A 16,384-nucleotide genomic window follows, 5' to 3' on the forward strand; every position below is an offset into this window, starting at 1 on the left:
CAGCCTGACTCAGGGACTCGAAACGGAACGAAAGGCGCAAGGCGGTCCGGCAAAAAGCGTAGCCTTGCCGTTGCGCAATAAGAACAAATAACAAGGAGTAACCTCATGAAACGTCGTGACATTCTCACCGCCGCTGGCGTAGGCCTGGCGGCAACCGCTCTGGCTGGCTGCAATGACAAGAGCGAGAAGCCGGCAGCGGGCGAAAGCAAGCAGGCCAGCGAACAGCAGACATTCAACTGGAAGATGGTCACCTCCTGGCCGAAGAACTTCCCTGGCGTAGGCGTCGGTGCCGAGCGCTTCGCCAATCTGGTCAACGAAATGAGCGGTGGCCGGCTGAAGGTCAAGGTCTATGCCGCCGGCGAGCTGGTCCCGGCGCTGGAAGTGTTCGACGCGGTATCGCGCGGCACCGCCGAAATGGGTCATGGCGCACCTTACTACTGGAAAGGCAAGGTCCCGGCCGCGCAGTTCTTCTGCGCCCTGCCGTTCGGCCCGAACGCGCAGGAAATGAATGCCTGGCTGCATCGTGGCGGCGGCATGCAGCTGTGGGAAGAGGTCTACAAGCCCTACGGCGTACTGCCGATGGCCTGTGGTGCCACCGGCGTGCAGACCGCCGGCTGGTTCAACAAGGAAATCAATTCGGTCGACGACTTCAAGGGTCTGAAGATGCGTACCCCGGGCCTGGGCGGCGAAGTGCTGACCAAGATGGGCGGTACCGTGGTGAACATGCCGGCTGGCGAGATCTTCACCGCCCTGCAGACCGGCGCGATCGACGCCACCGAGTGGATCGGCCCGTACAACGATCTGGCCCTGGGCCTGCACAAGGCTTCCAAGTACTACTACACCCCGGGCTGGCAGGAGCCGAACGTCACCTTCGAGCTGGACGTCAATCTCAAGGCCTGGGAAACCCTGCCGGATGATCTGAAGGCCATCGTTCGTGCCGCGGCGCGTGACGTCAACGGCGACATGCTCGATGACTACAACGCCAAGAACATGGAAGCGCTGGAGCAACTGCGCGAGCAGGGCGTCGAAGTACGCCGCCTGCCGGACGAAGTGCTGTCCCGCCTGAAGGAAGTGGCGGCTGAAGTGGTCGACGCCTCCGCCAACGCCGATCCGGTGGCGGCCAAGGTGTGGGAGCAGCAGAGTGCCTATCTCAAGCGGTTGTATGAATACGCCGAGCTGAACGAGAAGGACATCTACAACATCCGCGGCTGATAGCTACCCCGGATGCGAAAACGCCACACCGGCAACGGTGTGGCGTTTTTTTTGCGCCCGAGCTTCGCGCGATGGAGGCGCTGTCAGCCTTCCAGCGTCGCGTTCAGGCTGATGCGAGCGTTGAGTACCTTGGATACCGGGCAGCCTTCCTTCGCCTGATTGGCGATCTGCTGGAACTGCGCGTCATCCGCGCCTTGAATCCGCGCCTTTAGGGTGAGATCGATAGCCGTGATGCTGAAGCCTTCGCCATCCTTGTCGAGTGTGACCTCGGCGCGGGTTTCGATGCGTTCGGCGGTCAGCCCGGCCTGGCCCAGCATCATCGACAGCGCCATCGAGAAGCAGCCGGCATGGGCCGCGCCGATCAGCTCTTCCGGATTGGTCCCCGGCGTGTCTTCGAAGCGAGTGTTGAAGCCGTAGGGGTTGTCCTTCAGTGCACCGCTCTGAGTGCTGATGGTGCCCTTGCCGTCTTTCAGGCCGCCTTGCCAGACGGCGGAAGCGCTCTTCTTCATGAACTGACCTCGAATGAATGCGTGAATGGGTTCAGCGTGCCGCTATTGAAGCTGTTCGGCCGCGAGGATCGCGCTGGCCAGCTCCATGTCGGTGGCTTCCAGCTGCGGCTGCTCGCTGCGCAGTTGCTGCAGCATGGCTTCCAGATACGGGCCGCGGATCTCGCCGTTGCTGGCCACGAAGCTGCCTGCATCCTCGCGCGCAGGTATCACCAGCTTGTCGTCCTTGAAGGTCATGTAGGTGGATGCTGTGGTCGCACCCGAGGAGAGAATGTCGCGGACCAGGCCATCGGCCACGGCGCTGCCAACCGGCACCAACGCCAGGGTGAACGCTGCGAAAAGTGTCTTGCGCATGAGCGGAAACCTCCTTGCTATCGTTCTTCTGAGAGTGCGATGGGCGAAGGAGAGTTCCGGTTGCCGCTAGTCGCGCCCGTCGATCAGGCGCCGGATGCGGGCGGCGAGGATGTCGATGCTGAACGGTTTGGCGAGGATATCCATGCCGGGTGCGAGGAAGTCGTTACGCATCTCGTCGTCCGGTACGTAGCCGGTGATGAACAGCACCTTCAGTTCGGGGCGGTGCTGTCGCGCGCTTTCCACCAGCTGCCGTCCGTTCAGGCCGGGCAGGCCGAAATCGGTGACCAGCAGATCGAGGCGCTGATCGCCGTGCAGGTAGGGCAGCGCGCCATTCGCATCGACCGCTTCCAGCACCTGGTAGCCCAGCTCCTGCAGCACCTCCACGACGAGCATGCGCACGGCGGCCTCGTCCTCCACCACCAGCACGATCTCCCCGTTCGTCGCGCTGGGCACCTCCGTCGATTGCGACGCTGCAGGCGGTAGCTCGTCCTGGGCCTCGTTGCGCGGCAGGTAGAGGATGACCTGAGTGCCTTCGCCCAGCGTGCTGTCGATGCGCACGTGACCACCGGTCTGCTTGGCGAAGCCGTAGACCATCGACAGGCCTAGGCCGGTGCCCTGGCCGATCGGTTTGGTGGTGAAGAATGGATCGAATGCCTTGGCGATGGTCTGAGCCGACATGCCGGAGCCGTTGTCGGTGACGCTCAGCACCACGTAGTCGCCCGGTTCGGGGGCGTCCGGCTGGCGCTGTTGGATCCGTACATTGCGCGTGTTCACCCCGAGGCGTCCGCCATCGGGCATGGCATCCCGGGCATTGATCACCAGGTTGAGCAGGGCGTTTTCCAGTTGGTGGCCGTCGGTGTAAGCGAGCCAGGCATCTGCCTGCAGCTCGACTTCCAGACGGATGTGCTCGCCCATGGTGCGACGCAGCATGTCCTCCATCGACACCACCAGCAGGTTCACGTCAACCGGTTTGGGGTCCAGCGACTGGCGACGGGCGAAGGCCAGCAGGCGATGGGTCAGCGCCGCGGCACGGTTGGCCGAGGTGGTTGCGGCGTCGATGTAGCGGTCGAGATCGCCGGTAGTGCCGCCGGCGACACGCCGCTGGATCAGGTCGAGCGCGCCGAGCACGCCGGTCAGCATGTTGTTGAAGTCGTGCGCCAGGCCGCCGGTGAGTTGCCCGATGGCTTCCATCTTCTGCGCGTGGCGCAGCGCTTCTTCGGCGCGCTCGCGCTCGGCCATCTCGATGTGCAGGCGGCTGTTGATCGCCGCCAGCTCGCGGGTACGTTCGGCAACCCGGCGCTCGAGGCTGTCGTTGAGCTCGCGCAGCGCCTCTTCGGCGGCAACCTGGGCAGTGACGTCAGTATTGGTGCCGAACCAGTGGGTAACCTGGCCGAAGTCGTCGCGAATCGGCAATGCGCGGGAGAGGAACCAGCGGTACTTGCCGTCCTTGCCGCGCAACGGAAAGGTTTCTTCCCAGATCGAGCCGATGGCAAAGGCGCGCTTCATCGAGGCGCTGACCCGCTCATGATGGTCCGGGTGGTTCACCGTGCGCCAGCCAAGGGCGCGCATGGCTTCGTCGGTGGTGCCGGTGTAGTCGTACCAGCGCTTGTTGTACCAGTAGATGTGGCCGCTCGGGTCGGCCATCCAGGCGAACTGGCTCATGTTGTCGGCGAGGGTGCGGAACTGCTCTTCGCTCTCCCGCAATGCGCGTTCGGCGCGCATGCGCTCATCGGCGGTCCAGGCGCGGTCGGCGACTTCGCGGATGAACGAGATGTCGTCGTCGAGCCAGGCGCGCGGCTGCTCTTCGAGCAGCATCATCACGGCGGAAATGCGGCCCTGCTCGAACAGCGGGACGCAGACGATGCTGCGGATCTGGCTTTCGGCGAAGTTCTCCGCATGGCTGGCAGTGCGGGCGTCGTGCAGCACGTCTTCGATCACGACCAGTTCGTTTTCCTGCAGATCGTAGAAGAAGTCCCCGTAATCGGCGAAATGCACCACTTCGCTGCTGCTGTCCGAACTGCCGTCGCTCCAGTAGCGCTCGATGGTGGCGCTCTGGCTCGGTGCATCGACGCTGGCGAACAGCACGCGGGAAACACCTATGGTGCGGCCGATCACGCTCACCGCGGCATGCGCAATGGTCTGGCTGTCGTGCTGCTCGCGCAGCAGGTCGCCCAGTTCGATCAGCGCGGTCTGACGCTGTTCGGCCTGCTGGCGATCCTTGATCTGCTCTTCGAGCATCTCGTTCATGCGCAGCATGCGTTCGGCAGCGTTGCGTTCGGCGGTGATGTTGCGCGCGGTACCGAGGATGCGCACCTTGCCGCTGGAATCGACGAGCCGGCGGCCACGATTGGCGAGCCAGACGAACTCGCCGATGCGGGTATCGAAGATGCGGTAGTCGAGCTGGAACTCGCCGTCGCCACGTCCCGCCAGGGTCTCGCCCAGCGCCTTGAGCAGCACGCTGCGGTCGTCCGGATGGATCCGCGCAAGAATCTCGTGCACACCCAGCCCCGGCTCATCCGGCGCCAGCCCGGCCATGGCCTTGAGTTGTGCGTCCCAGTGCAGCGAATGATGGCTGTCGCGGTATTCCCAGACGCCGATCGAGGCGATCTCGTTGGCGAGGCTGATGCGCTGCTCGGCTTCGCGCAGGGCCTTGCTGGCCCGCATGCGCTCGGCCGCGGCACGGATGCGCTCCAGCACCTCGCGCGCCAGGCCTATGTCATCCAGGCTCCAGGGCAGCGGCTGGCTGCGGACGAACATGAGCAGCGCGGGCTGGGTGCCGGACTCGACACCTGGCAGCTCGGTGAACAGGACCGAGCGGGCGGCCAGATGTTGCAGCAGCGAGTCACTGCCTGACGTGTCTTCCTCGAGCACGACCAGGTTTTCGTCAGGCAGGCGGTCGATGAAACCGGCGGCGTCCGCTTCCAGGCTATGACGCCCCATCCGGCTCGGAGCATCCGCAGCCAGCCATTCCTGTTTCACGGCCAGCGTGCCGTCCTTCACGGTCCCCCAGGCGATGCAGTCACAGTGCGTAAGCCGGGCCAGGCGCTCGTCAAGTACGCAGCAGACATCGACCTGCTCGCTGCAAGCCTGCAGGCAATCGCTCAGTTCGAGAAGAAAGGCCTGCAATGCCTGGTGCTGGGTGCGCTCACTGATGTCGCTGAAGGTGCAGATGGCGCCCTGCAGCTCGCCGTCGCGGTAGATCGGCGCGACCCGGTATTCCACCGGCAGGCTGCTGCCGTTGACGCGGAAGAACAGTTCGTGCTCGACGTGGCGTGGTTCGCCGGTCGTGGCGGTGTGCTGGATCGGGCAGTCCTGCACCGGGTAGGGGCTGCCGTCCGGATGGCTGTGATGGATCACATGGTGCAGCTGGCGGCCTAGCACTTCCTCGCGGCTGGCGAAGCCCAGCAGGTTGAGGAAGGCATCGTTGCACAGGGTGACCATGCCGCCGCGGTCGATGGAGTAGAAACCTTCGTTGGCCGAATCCAGCAACAGGCGGGTGAAGGCTTCGCTCTCCAGCCGCTGCATCTCCGAGCGCCGGCGGCTGTCGACGTCCTGGGCCACGCAGACCCAGTGCAGCAATTGTCCGTCGGCATCGTAGATCGGTGCAGCGCTGACCTGGAACCAGCGCGACTGGCCATCGATGTCGCGCAGGCGCAGTTCGAGCTTGAACGGTAGTTGGCGTTGCAGCGCGGCCTGCCATTGTTCGGCCGTACGCTGGCGATCGTTCGCGGAGACCGCGACAAGCCAGCCGTCGCCACGTGATTGCTGCTCGTCCAGGCCGGTGAATTCGCACCAGTAGCTGTTGCAATAGCTCAGGCTGCCATCGGCATCGCATTGCCAGACCACCTGTGGACTGAGGTCGACCAGCGTGCGGTAGCGCTCCTCCATTTCCCGGGCGAAGCTCTGCTGCAGCCGCGCTTCGGTCAAATCGCGGAGGATTTTGACGAAGCCCTGCGGCTTGCCGTCGTGCAAAAGCGGGGTAAGCACTCCACTGGCCCAGAAGCGGGAGCCGTCCTTGCGCTGGTGCCAGCGTTCATCGATGGCGCTGCCTTTCTCACGTGCCGTGCGCATTTCCTGCTCAGGGGCGTGTTGTGCGCAATCCTCTTCGGTGAAGATGCGGGCGAGCGGCTGGCCAGTCATCTCTTTGGCAGTCCAGCCGAGCATGCGTTGCGCACCGCTGTTCCAGCTGGTGATGAACCCGCGCGGGTCGGTGGCGAGAATGGCGTAGTCCTGGGCACTGTCGATGATCTGGCGGCTGCGCGCGTCTTCGCCGCGCAAGCGCCGCAGTTCCAGCAGCGCCATGACCTGGCGTGCCACTGCCTGCAGTTGCGCACCCTGACGTGGCGAGAGCTCGCGTGGCTGGCGGTCGCAGACGCACAGCGTACCCAGCGGCAGGCCGTCGTCGTCGCGCAGGATCGCCGCGGCATAGAAGCGAGCGGGCTCGCCTGCGGCGAGACATGGCATTTCCACGGGCGCGCTGAACTCGCCGCTTTGCCTGGTGATCAGCGGCTCGGATTGCAGGATCGCGCGGGCACAAAGCGAGCGCGCGAGCGGAACGGGTTCGCGCTGGAGCGCGAATGCGCCCTTGCAGTACTGGTACTGGTCATCGATGAAATGGATCGCCGCCGCCGGACAGGCACAGAGGTCCGCAGCCATGGCGGCAAGCTCATCCAGCTCCGCGTCGCACGAGGCGTCGAGCGCGGCATAACGAGCCAATGCGATCAGCCGTTCAGCTTCATTCCAGGTCGCTGTGATGGCGCTGTGTTCGGCGTTCAAGGTGTCCTGCTCGGCTATCCATGGCACTGAGTAATTCAGACGGGTCTGTCAGTCGACCACCCTTCAGCGGCGGGTGTGTCGAGCGGTCAGCAAAAGACTACGCCGAGCCTGCTTGGTTCAGGCAGCAGGCGACGAAACTCCCGACGAACGGAACGCCGCGCGGGTGCCCGCACCGGGTCGTCAGCGTTGCGCTAACGCGCCGCGTCCAGCGCCCTGAGGAGCGCGGCATCGCGCTGGTAGATGTCCGGGCGATAGCGCAGCTGGCCGGTGTCGTCGACGGCCGCGGTCCAGTAGGCCATCAGGATCGGCGTGCGGCGCGCCAGGCGGTACTCGTGGGTCTTGCCGGTCTGCAGCAGTCTGGCGACAGTCTCGCGCTCGTCTTCGTCTAGTAGCAGATCGACCAGCTGCAGCGCCCCTTCGACGCGCACGCAGCCGGAGCTGAGGGCACGCTCGCTGAGATCGAACAGCGGCTTGCTCGGCGTATCGTGCAGGTACACCGAGAACGGGTTGGCGAAGCGGATCGCCACCTGTCCGAGCGGATTGGCCGGGCCTGCCTCCTGGCGCAGCATGATGTTGCGCGGTGCATGCCAGTCGATGCTGGCCGGGTCCAGGTCGTTGCCCTGGGCATCGAGCACGCGCATCCCGTGACGCGCGAGGTAGCCGGCGTCCTCGCGGATCAACGGCAGCTTGTCCTGCTGCAGGATGGTCGGAGGTACGGTCCAGGTGGGGTTGAGCGTGAGTCGGGTGATCTGCGATTTCAGCGGCGGCGTCTGCCGCGCCTGGCGGCCGACCTGGGTGCGTGTCTGCCAGAACGGGCAGCTGTCGCGGTAGTAGATCAGCCGTGCGCCGGCGATATCCACCAGCAGCGATTGCGGCTCGAGGTCACGGCTGATCCAGCGCAGGCGCTCCAGATTGATACGCACCTGATCGAGACGGCTGGCCGGGCTGACGTTCAATGCAGCCAGAGTGCCGGCGCCGATCACGCCGTCGGCTTCCAGACCATGTCGCGTCTGAAAGCGGCGCACCGCCTCGACCAGCTCGTCGTCGTAGCGCGGCTCCAGCGCCGCCGTACTGGCGGCGCCGGCGAGCAGCATTTCGCGCAGCAGCGGCACACGTTCATCGCTCATTCCGGGTCGCAGCGTCGTGCCGTCCGGCAATGGCCGCCAGGCGGGCAGCGGTGCCAGGCGCAACCGCGCATAGGCGGCGCGCAAGTCGCGGTACAGCGCAAGGGCCGGGCGGGCGCGCTCGAAGGCCTGCGGCAGATCGGTAAGGCCCTGCACGGCGATCTGCAGCAATTGCCGGCTATCGTCGCGCTCCGCGGCGTCGGGGCTGCGCCAGATCGGCTCGACATCGGCCTGGCGCAGGCGACCACGGGCCAGATGGTGCAGCGCTTCCAGATAGGCGTGGCTGGTGAGGATGTCAGCGCATTCGCGATGCAGCGGCGCGGTCGACGACTGATAGAGCTGCTCGCGTATGCGCGCCGGCTGATATTGCGCCGGGTCCAGACCGTCATCGGCCAGTTGCGCGAGGTGCTGCAGCAGGCCGTCGAGCGTCGCATAGGAATTCCACACCGGCTGGTGATGCACGGCTGCATAGAATGCCGACAGGCGCTGCAGCGCCTCTGGTTCCAGCCTGTCCGGCATCGCCGTGCAGCGCTCTGGCAGGTTCGTCAGCGCGGTTTCGAGCGGCGTCGGCGTTGCGACGAGCGGCTCTGCCGAGGCCGCGAGCGGGGCGAGGCAAAGCCAGACGGCAAGACGAAATGCACATTTTTTGAACAATTTATCGCTCCAGGCCATTCCCGTGGCTGCTAGACTGCGCGCCTGTAGGGCCGCCGTTCCGGTGTCTGCCGGCATTCTTTCGGGCCCATAAAAACATATCCTGCCGGGCATTGGGCGCACGTTCGTCCCGTCCGGCTTCGTTGCGCTGCTGCTGTGTTCGGCAGCGAGTATGCGGCGCCGGCCAGACAGGAAGTCGTCAGGCCGGGCCCGACGAGGTTGCTTGCTCGATGATGTCCATGCTTCGACGTGCCTGCCTGGCGGCGGGACTTTTCGTTCTCGCTTCGCCTGTCTGGGCGGCCGGTGCAACCTATCAGCCGATGGTCGACAGCCTGGCCCGATTGGCGCCCACGCTCGATCGCGAGGTTCTAACCCACGCCGTCGCGGCCATGCAATGCGCCGTCAACAACGGTGCAAGTGCTGCCCAGCGTCTGGCGGTGATTGATTTCTCGCTGCCCTCCAGCAAGCGACGGCTGTGGATCTTCGATCTGGAAAAGGAGGAGCTGTTGCTCGAGGACCTGGTCGCCCATGGCCAGAAGTCCGGCGACAACCACGCCACGCAGTTCTCCAATACGGTTGGCAGTCACCAGTCCAGCATCGGCCTTTTCCGCACCGCCGAAAGCTACAGCGGCAAGCATGGCTACTCGCTGCGCATGGACGGGCTGGAGCCGGGAATCAATGACCGCGCCCGCGAGCGCGCCATCGTCATCCACCCGGCGGCTTACTTGAATCCTTCCTGGATCGCCACCCAGGGCCGCATCGGCCGCAGCCAGGGCTGCCCGGCGGTACGGCCTGAGGTGGCGCGGATGGTGGTCGATAGCCTCAAGGGCGGCCAGTTCATGTTCTCCTGGTACCCCGACCAGCAATGGCTGCAATCCTCGGCGTATCTCAATTGCAAGCCCAACCAGGTGGCGACCATTCTCGCTGCACGTTCGGGCGGCTGATGCAGCATTCGAATCGTCGCAAGGGTCGGCGTCATCGGCGCGACTGCGGGCACTGACGCAGGTGCGGTCCGAGCTGGCGTAGGGTGGATCACGCTTCACCGATCCACCGGACGGAGTTGTGGTGGATGTAAAAAGCGACATCCACCCTGCAAACGCCTCGAGCCTCCGGCTATTTCTGCTCGCTCTGCGGCGTCACCCGCAGCACTTCTTCCACGGTGGTGAGGCCGGCGGCGATCTTCTGGGCGCCTGAGAGGCGCAGGCTGCGCATGCCATCCTTGAAGGCCTGGCGGCGCAGGGCGACGATGTCGGTGTCGGCGGTGATCAGCGGCTTGATCGCGTCGTTCAGCAGCATGATCTCGTAGACCCCGGCGCGACCGCGGAAACCGGTGTCGCGGCATTCCAGGCAGCCTACCGCCCGTTGCGCGGTGGTCGGCAGCGGGGCGTTCCAGGGTTTGGTCAATGCGCTCCAGTCGTCTGCATCCAGCTGCATCGGCGCCTTGCAGTGCGGGCACAGCGTGCGCACCAGACGCTGGGCCATGACGCCGAGCAGTGTGGCTTTGAGCAGGTAGTGCGGCACGCCCAGTTCCAGCAGGCGGGTGATCGCGCTGGGCGCGTCGTTGGTGTGCAGGGTGGAGAGCACCAGGTGGCCGGTCAGTGCGGCCTGGATGGCCATCTCGGCGGTTTCCAGGTCGCGGATCTCGCCGACCATGATGATGTCCGGGTCCTGACGCATCAGCGCGCGCACGCCGCTGGCGAAGGTCAGGTCGATGTTGTGCTGCACCTGCATCTGGTTGAAGGCTCCCTCGATCATCTCGATCGGGTCCTCGATGGTGCAGACGTTCACCTCGGGCGTCGCCAGCTGCTTGAGCGTGGTGTAGAGCGTGGTGGTCTTGCCCGAGCCGGTCGGCCCGGTGACGAGGATGATGCCGTTGGGCTGGCCGGTCATACTCTGCCAGCGGCGCAGGTCGTCAGCGGAAAAGCCCAGCTGGTCAAAGCCCTTGAGCAGCACTTCGGGGTCGAAGATACGCATCACCATCTTCTCGCCGAACGCAGTGGGCAGCGTCGACAGGCGCAGCTCGACTTCGCCGCCTTCCGGCGTCTTGGTCTTGACCCTGCCATCCTGCGGTTTGCGCTTCTCGGCGACGTTCATCCGGCCGAGGGACTTTAGTCGGCTGACCACCGCCATCGTCACCTGCGGTGGAAACTGGTAGACGTTGTGCAGCACGCCATCGATGCGAAAGCGCACGGTGCCCTGCTCGCGGCGAGGTTCGATGTGGATATCGCTGGCGCGTTGCTGGAAGGCGTACTGGAACAGCCAGTCGACGATGTTGACGATGTGCGAGTCGTTGGCGTCCGGTTCCTGATCGCTGGCGCCGAGGTTGAGCAGCTGCTCGAAATTGCCGACGCCGCTGATTTTCTGATCGGTGCCACTGGCGCCGCTGACCGACTTGGCCAGGCGGTAGAACTCGACGGTGAAGCGCTGAATGTCGCTCGGGTTGGCCACCACGCGCTTGATCGGGCGCTTGAGCACGTGGGTCAGGTTGGCTTCCCAGCCGTGCACGAAGGGCTGGCTGCTGGCGATGGTGACGGCGCTGCTGTCCACCGCCACTGCGAGGATGCTGTGGCGCTGGGCGAAGGCGTAGGACATCAGTGGGGTGACGGCGGCGACGTCGATCTTCAGCGGGTCGATGCGCAGATACGGCTGACCGGCGCGTTCCGCCAGCCAGACGGTCAGCGTTTCCAGATCGAGCTTCTTGCCCGGCCGCTGCAGATCATCAAGCTGCTGCGCGGCGAGGAATTCCAGCGGATGTTGCTGGTTGGCCACCGCGCTGCGGCGGACCGTCAGGCATTGTTCGGCGCTGTCCTGCGCGACCCGCCCCTGGGCGACCAGCTCGCGCAACAGATCGGCGAGATCGAGAGGGCGGTCCTGGGAGGGCGAGTTCAGCACGGACATGGGATTCCTTCGACGCAGCGGCGGGAGAAGCCAAGCTTGCCGCTAAAGCCCCGGCGTTGTCTGCCGCCGGGGTTCAACTTTGAGCAGCTTGCGCCGTCTTGGGGCGTTATTTCTCCAGCTGCTTCCAGGCCTTGAGCGTCCAGACCAGGTGCGCCTGCTCGACGCGCATTTCCAGCGCTTGCTCGTCGATGGGCTGGCGGGCCAGTTCATGCAGCTTGGCCAGCTCGCCGTACAGTCGATCGACTTCCGGCAACTCCAGCACGCTGCGGGCCAGATGCAGCCAGACCAGCAGGCGCTCCATGCGCGGGCTCTGTTCGGCGAGGTCTTCGGGTTGTTGCTGGTAGCGCGGCAGTTGCAGGGACTTGGCTTCTTCCGCCAGCAGATGCAGCAGCCACTTGCCCAGCTCGGCAGCGCCCTGGCGATCGCCGCGCGCATTGCGGCCTTCGGTCCAGCTGCGCTGCAGCAGCCAGAGCGAGGCTTTCAGCGACAGCAGGCCCCAGCGGGTCTGGCCCAGTTCCTCGGCGAACTGCATTGGTGCGGCCTTGCGCACGCCTTCATCGTCCTGGCCGGCTTCGACCCGTGGGCGCCAGTCCTGGATCAGTGCGTCGAGCAGCTCACGCAGCTCACGGCTGCTGGCGCGCGGGGCGGCCTGGCCGAGGCTGCCGAGCAGGGCGCGCAGCTCGATCAGTTGCTGCAGCCAGTCACTCAGCAGTTTCCAGCGGCCATTGAAGCGGTACTGCTCGGCCAGGCGCTGACTGTTGCCGAGCAACTGCCAGCCGAGCGCTACCACCGCGTTATCCAGCGGCATCGTGGGGTCGAGCTCCGGCGCCGGCAGCTGCAGGTTGTAGCCATCGGCGTCATGCAGGCGATAGCCGCGCTCGGCCTTGCTGATGTCGCAGGGCATCAGCGGCAGGTTGGCGGCCAGCTCGGCCGCCAATTCCAGCAGCGCTTCCGGATCGCCCTGGCGCAGCTCGAGCTCCAGCTCGCAGATTTCCTCGGACTGTTTGCCGGCCTTGACCTGGCCCAGGTCCAGCGCGGCCTCGATGATCACCTTGGTCTTGCCACGGCCCCAGGCGATCTCGGCCTTCTCGCGAACGAAATCGGTGGTGAAGATCGGTTTCAGGGTCTTCTTGTCCAGTTCGGCAAGGCTGGCCGGCCAGCAGTCGTCGCCGAGCTTCTTGATATCGAGCTTGGCCTTGTCCAGATACCAGTCCCATTCGTTGCGCTCGGAAAGGCCTGCGACACTTTGACCGCGGCTCTTCAGGGTCTGGATGAACTGCTCGCCATCGCGACGCAAGCGCAACGCGACGCGGGCCTGGGCGAGGTCGCGCTCGGCGGTGTCGTAATACTGGTTGAACAGCTCATGGCGCGACCAGCCACTCTTGTTGCGCTTCTTCAGCAACGGGTGTTCGCGCAGGGCGAGCAGGGTTTCGCGGCTGGCGCGTAGCTTGATTTCGGTTTCTTTCTGCATGATGCCGACTGGGTGCCTATGATGTGTTGGTGTTGCCGCCTGATGACACACGGTAGCAGGCGTGATGGCCTGTCCGTATACTTGCCGCCTCTTTCAAGCCGGGGCTTTACCCTATGCCAGTCAATCCTTTCGTCAGCTTGTTCGGACGTTCGCCAATCGGCCCGATGCAGCAGCATATGGCCAAGTCGCATGAGTGTGCGGCGAACCTGGTACCGCTGTTCCAGGCGGTCATGGCCGAAGACTGGGAGAAGGTCGAGCAGATTCAGCAGCAGATGGCGCAGCTGGAAAACGAGGCCGACAAGCTGAAGAAGAGCGTTCGCCAGCACCTGCCCAAGAGCCTGTTCTTGCCGGTGCCGCGTTCCGATCTGCTTGATCTGCTGAGTGTACAGGACAAGATCGCCAACCGCGCCAAGGACATCGCCGGCCTGATGCTGGGTCGCTGCATGACCATCCCGCAGGCACTGCAGCCGCAGATGTTGGCTTACGTGCAACGCACCGTCGATGCCAGCGCCCAGGCGCTGAAAGCGCTGAAGGAACTGGATTCGCTGCTGGAAACCGGCTTCAGCGGCCGCGAAGCCACTCTCGTCGAGAAGATGGTCGAAGAGCTCGAGGAAATCGAGCGGGAAACCGACCGCATGCAGATCACGGTTCGCCGTGCGCTGTTCCACCTGGAAAAGGATTTGCCAGCAGTCGACGTGATCTTTCTCTACAAGATCATCGAATGGATCGGTGATGTAGCCGACCGCGCCGAGCGCGTCGGTAACCGTCTGGAACAACTGCTGGCGCGCTGAGGCGCCAGCATCCTTTCTGGGTTCAACAGGTAATTCCTTATGTCTCTTATTGCGGATTACGGCTTCGTACTCCTGATCCTTGCCTGCGCATTCGGTTTCTTCATGGCCTGGGGCGTGGGCGCCAACGACGTGGCCAATGCCATGGGTACTTCGGTCGGTTCTCGGGCACTGACCATCAAGCAGGCCATCGTCGTGGCCATGATCTTCGAGTTTTGCGGCGCCTATCTGGCCGGCGGCGAAGTCACCGAGACGATCAAGAACGGCATCGTCGACGCGGAGGTTATTTCTCCTGACCTGATGGTGCTGGGGATGATGTCGGCGCTATTGGCCGCCGGCACCTGGCTGCTGATCGCCACCATGAAAGGCTGGCCGGTTTCCACCACGCATTCGATTATCGGCGCGGTGATTGGCTTCGCCGCGGTGGGTGTGTCTACCGATGCGGTGCACTGGGACGCCATCGGCCCGATCGTCGCCAGCTGGGTGGTCACGCCGATGCTGTCCGGCATCGTCGCCTTCGGCCTGTTCATGAGCGTGCAGAAGCTGATCATCAATACCGATCATCCGTTCGAGAACGCCAAGCGCTTCGTGCCGCTGTACATGTTCCTGACCGGTTTCATGGTCGCGCTGATGACGGTCACCAAGGGCCTCAAGCATGTCGGTCTGACCCTCAGCAGCGGCCAGGGCATCCTGCTGGCCTTCGGCATCGGCCTGCTGGTGATGCTCGCGGGTATCGCGCTGCTTTCGCGGATCAAGGTCGACGTCGAAGCCGACAAGACCTTCCACTTCGCCAGCGTGGAGAAGGTGTTCGCCGTGCTGATGATCTTCACCGCCTGCTCGATGGCCTTCGCCCATGGCGCCAACGATGTCGCCAACGCGGTTGGTCCGCTGGCCGCCATCGTCGGTGTGATCGAGTCCGGCGGTGCCGCCGACATCGCGGCCAAGTCCGCCGTGCCGGGCTGGGTGTTGCTGCTCGGTGCGATAGGTATCGTCATCGGTCTGGCCACCTACGGCTACAAGGTGATCGCCACCATCGGCAAGGAAATCACCGAGCTGACGCCAAGCCGCGGTTTTGCCGCCGAACTGGCTACCGCGACAACCGTGGTCGGCGCATCGGCCATCGGCCTGCCGGTCTCCACGACTCACACGCTGGTCGGAGCGGTTCTCGGGATCGGTATCGCGCGCGGTATCGGTGCGCTGAACCTGGGTGTCGTGGGCTCGATCTTCATGTCCTGGTTGATCACCCTGCCGGCCGGTGCATTCCTGGCGATCGTCTTCTTCACCGTGCTCAAATTCATCTTCACGTAACTCCGGCCGATGCCGTCTGCGCCCCGCTTCGGCGGGGCGTTTTCGTTTGTGGGTCCCGCCGTGGCGCGTTTCATGCTTCACTGCAGGCTCGTTCCGATTGCATCACGGAGGTAGCCGGTGCCCATTCCATCATTCAAGGAGCAGTTCGCTGCGCTCCTCGCGGCACCCTCGGTCAGTTGTACGCAGCCGGGCTGGGATCAGAGCAATCGTCCTGTGATCGAGTTGCTCGCGGCCTGGCTCGGTGAGCTGGGCTTCACCTGCGAAACGCCGGAAGTCGCGCCGGGGAAATTCAACCTGCTCGCCAGCTATGGCAGTGGTCCCGGCGGGCTGGTGCTGGCCGGGCACAGCGATACCGTGCCGTTCGATGCCGCGCTGTGGCAGTCCGATCCACTGAAGCTGCGCGAGGCCGATGACCGCTGGTACGGCCTCGGCAGCTGCGACATGAAAGGCTTCTTCGCGCTGATCATCGAGGCGGTTCGGCCGCTGCTGGAGCAGCCGTTCCGCCGCCCATTGCTGATTCTCGCCACCTGCGATGAAGAGAGTTCGATGTCTGGCGCCCGTGCCCTGGCCGAAGCCGGCCGGCCGCTCGGGCGCGCGGCGCTGATCGGCGAGCCCACCGGCCTGCGCCCGGTACGCCTGCACAAGGGCATCATGATGGAGCGCATCGATATCCTCGGACAGAGCGGGCATTCGTCGAACCCGACCTATGGTCACAGCGCGCTGGAAGCCATGCACGGCGTGATCGGCGAGATGATGACGCTGCGCCGCCAGTGGCAGGGCGAATACGACAACCCGCTGTTCGACGTGCCCAAGCCGACGCTCAACTTCGGCTGCATCCATGGTGGCGACAACCCCAACCGCATCTGCGGGCAATGTTCGCTGGAGTTCGATCTGCGCCCGCTGCCGGGCATGGACCCGCAGCAGCTGCGGACGATCATCCGCCAGCGCCTGCAGCCGCTGGCCGAACAACATCAGGTCAAGATCGACCTGGCGCCGCTGTTCCCCGCGGTGCCAGCCTTCGAGCAGACGGCGGAAAGCGAGCTGGTCCGCCTGGCCGAGCGCCTCACCGGGCACCAGGCCGAGGCGGTGGCGTTTGCCACCGAAGCGCCTTATCTTCAGCAGCTCGGCTGCGAAACGCTGGTGCTGGGGCCCGGCGACATCGCCTGCGCGCACCAGCCCGACGAATACCTGCAGCTCGATCGTATCGAACCGACCGTGCAGCTGCTGCGTCGGATGATCGAGCACTACTGCCTGCAGCCGCAGACCGCCGCGAACTGACTCCAATACAGACGAACA

The 16,384-nt window shown here is 64.7% G+C and carries 11 protein-coding genes; 5 read left to right on the top strand and 6 right to left on the bottom strand.

All coding sequences use genetic code 11. From position 1 onward, the window contains the following. Nucleotides 1-105: 105 nt before the first annotated feature. Nucleotides 106-1,212 carry a TRAP transporter substrate-binding protein gene (locus tag CW305_RS14410; RefSeq protein WP_014821990.1) on the top strand — a complete coding sequence of 369 codons (1,107 nt, stop codon included), beginning with the start codon at nt 106-108 and terminating at the stop codon, nt 1,210-1,212. Between the two features lie 83 nt (nt 1,213-1,295). Here CW305_RS14410 and CW305_RS14415 read toward each other — a convergent pair whose 3' ends face one another. The 4 genes from CW305_RS14415 to CW305_RS14430 form a co-directional block, all read right to left on the bottom strand. Next, nucleotides 1,296-1,721 carry an OsmC family protein gene (locus CW305_RS14415; protein ID WP_104098215.1) on the bottom strand — a complete coding sequence of 142 codons (426 nt, stop codon included), beginning with the start codon at nt 1,719-1,721 and terminating at the stop codon, nt 1,296-1,298. Between the two features lie 42 nt (nt 1,722-1,763). Next, nucleotides 1,764-2,072, bottom strand: a complete 309-nt coding sequence (locus tag CW305_RS14420; RefSeq protein WP_014821988.1) for a DUF2388 domain-containing protein — start codon at nt 2,070-2,072, stop codon at nt 1,764-1,766. 66 nt (nt 2,073-2,138) lie between these two features. Further along, nucleotides 2,139-6,848 carry a PAS domain S-box protein gene (locus tag CW305_RS14425; protein ID WP_104098216.1) on the bottom strand — a complete coding sequence of 1,570 codons (4,710 nt, stop codon included), beginning with the start codon at nt 6,846-6,848 and terminating at the stop codon, nt 2,139-2,141. A 191-nt stretch (nt 6,849-7,039) separates the two neighbouring features. Continuing rightward, nucleotides 7,040-8,626, bottom strand: a complete 1,587-nt coding sequence (locus CW305_RS14430) for a L,D-transpeptidase family protein (protein ID WP_483883558.1) — start codon at nt 8,624-8,626, stop codon at nt 7,040-7,042. Nucleotides 8,627-8,853: 227 nt separating this feature from the next. On the opposite strand from CW305_RS14430, the gene CW305_RS14435 reads away from it, so the two are divergent. Continuing rightward, a complete protein-coding gene (locus tag CW305_RS14435) occupies nt 8,854-9,567 on the top strand; it encodes a murein L,D-transpeptidase catalytic domain family protein (RefSeq protein ID WP_104098218.1) in 714 nt (237 codons plus the stop codon). Between the two features lie 169 nt (nt 9,568-9,736). Here CW305_RS14435 and tfpB read toward each other — a convergent pair whose 3' ends face one another. After that, complete coding sequence (gene tfpB, locus CW305_RS14440; protein ID WP_023447037.1) at nt 9,737-11,521, bottom strand: type IV pilus assembly ATPase TfpB; 1,785 nt, start codon at nt 11,519-11,521, stop codon at nt 9,737-9,739. Nucleotides 11,522-11,627: 106 nt separating this feature from the next. After that, nucleotides 11,628-12,992, bottom strand: coding sequence for a CYTH domain-containing protein (locus CW305_RS14445; protein WP_104098219.1), 1,365 nt, complete (start codon nt 12,990-12,992; stop codon nt 11,628-11,630). A gap of 113 nt (nt 12,993-13,105) precedes the next feature. Between CW305_RS14445 and CW305_RS14450 the strand changes: the two genes are divergently transcribed. The 3 genes from CW305_RS14450 to argE all read left to right on the top strand — a co-directional run bounded on the left by CW305_RS14450 (nt 13,106) and on the right by argE (nt 16,366). After that, nucleotides 13,106-13,783 carry a TIGR00153 family protein gene (locus CW305_RS14450; RefSeq protein WP_014821982.1) on the top strand — a complete coding sequence of 226 codons (678 nt, stop codon included), beginning with the start codon at nt 13,106-13,108 and terminating at the stop codon, nt 13,781-13,783. 39 nt (nt 13,784-13,822) lie between these two features. Next, on the top strand, nt 13,823-15,088 hold the full coding sequence (locus CW305_RS14455; RefSeq protein WP_104098220.1) for an inorganic phosphate transporter: 1,266 nt from the start codon (nt 13,823-13,825) through the stop codon (nt 15,086-15,088). A 117-nt stretch (nt 15,089-15,205) separates the two neighbouring features. After that, nucleotides 15,206-16,366, top strand: coding sequence for an acetylornithine deacetylase (gene argE / locus CW305_RS14460; protein WP_104098221.1), 1,161 nt, complete (start codon nt 15,206-15,208; stop codon nt 16,364-16,366). Nucleotides 16,367-16,384 lie beyond the last annotated feature (18 nt).

This window comes from Stutzerimonas kunmingensis (assembly GCF_002929225.1).
In the GTDB taxonomy this organism is placed as follows: Bacteria; Pseudomonadota; Gammaproteobacteria; order Pseudomonadales; family Pseudomonadaceae; genus Stutzerimonas.